At 64.5% G+C, this 1,455-nt stretch carries 1 protein-coding gene; it reads right to left on the bottom strand.

The annotated features are described in order from the left end of the window. Positions 1 to 20: 20 nt before the first annotated feature. Positions 21 to 1,235 carry an IS110 family transposase gene (locus ACLMAL_RS39555; protein ID WP_412003758.1) on the bottom strand — a complete coding sequence of 405 codons (1,215 nt, stop codon included), beginning with the start codon at positions 1,233 to 1,235 and terminating at the stop codon, positions 21 to 23. Between the last annotated feature and the right edge of the window lie 220 nt (positions 1,236 to 1,455).

Genomic DNA, 1,455 nt, shown 5'->3' with positions numbered 1-1,455 from the left:
AAGGACTCTCAATGACCGTGTCAAGCCGTGGTGACCACCGATGCCGGGTTTTCGGCGCTGAATTCGCGTCCGTCGCGCAGCAGTGCCCACAAGACATCGACCAGCCGTCTGGCCAGCGCTAGCAGGGCTTGGGTATGTATCTGCCGTTCACTGCGTTTGCGGTCGTAGAAGCGCCGCGACGGCCCGTTCTCGTAGCGCAGGCTGGACAAGGCGGCCATGTAGAACACGCGTCGCAGGCGCCGGTTGTAGCGTTTCGGCCGGTGCAGATTGCCCGAGACGCGGCCGGAGTCGCGCGGGACCGGCACCAGTCCGGCGTAGGACGCCAAACGTCCAGCGCTGGCGAAATTCGCCAGCTCACCTCCGGTGCCGACGAGGAATTCCGCACCCAGTCCCGGTCCCATTCCGGGCAGCGATTCGATGATGTGAGCCCACGGGTGTTGCCGGAATCGGGTGGTGATGAGTTTGTCGGTGTCCTTGATCTCGCGGTCGAGGTCCAACAGTTTGCGGGCCATGCGTTTGACCAGCATCGCGGTATCGGTCTCGCCCGGCAGGGCCAGGGTCTGCCGCTGCGCGGCATCGACCGCGGCAACCGCGGTCTTGCCGATCCCCGTCTTCCACGCACCGCTGTCGGTGAGATACGTTGCGACACCGTCGATTCCAGCGGCACGGATCTCGGCGGGGGTGCACATACCGGCGACCAGGATCAGCGGGGTCCGGTTGGAATAGTCGAACGCGGCTTCCAGCGCGGGGAAGATCGAGCCGAGCAGGGCCCGCAGCCGGTTGATCCCGGCGACCCAGTCCGACATCAAGTCGGTGCGGTAGCTGGTCAGCTGGGTCAAACCGACCACCAGCTCATCTGGCATCGCGACCTGGCTCAGGTCGCGGCGCATGCGAGCGGTCTCGGCGATCACCTTCGCGTCCTTGGCGTCGGTTTTCCCTTCGCCACGAAACCCGTGGGTCATCGAATTGACCACCCGGCCCGGCACATACGTCACCGCCTGATCGGCGGCCAACAGGACCGTGATCAGCAACAACGCCATCGGGCTGGTCAGATCGATCGCCCACCGCACCCGGTCCGAAGTCTGGCCGGCGCGGGCGATCAACGCCTCGATCGTGGCCTGGTCGTTGCCGAACTTCTGGCTGAACACCGTCTTGCCGGTCTCATCGACCGCGCAGGCGTGATGTGCTGCTTTGCCGACATCGATCCCGACCCATATCTCCGGGCGAACATTCACCCACGTGCTCCTGACCTCAAAGTTGTTGCACCCGTGGACAACCCCGCCGACAGATCCCTAAACAGCGACGATCCGCAACAGCTCTCAATCAGCAGCCGGAGCGTCCAGCGCGGTGGGGCAGCAAGTCCTTCCGAGCCTCGAAAGAGGCAAACACCCATCAGCTACACCCCACCGCTCTGGGCATCCAGGGCACCAACCCCAGACACCTACAAACTTAGGG

Source organism: Nocardia sp. CWNU-33 (assembly GCF_046764895.1).
Classification (GTDB): domain Bacteria; phylum Actinomycetota; class Actinomycetes; order Mycobacteriales; family Mycobacteriaceae; genus Nocardia.
The sequence above is the reverse complement of the archived record's forward strand: the minus strand, read 5'-3'. Positions and strand labels throughout refer to the sequence as shown.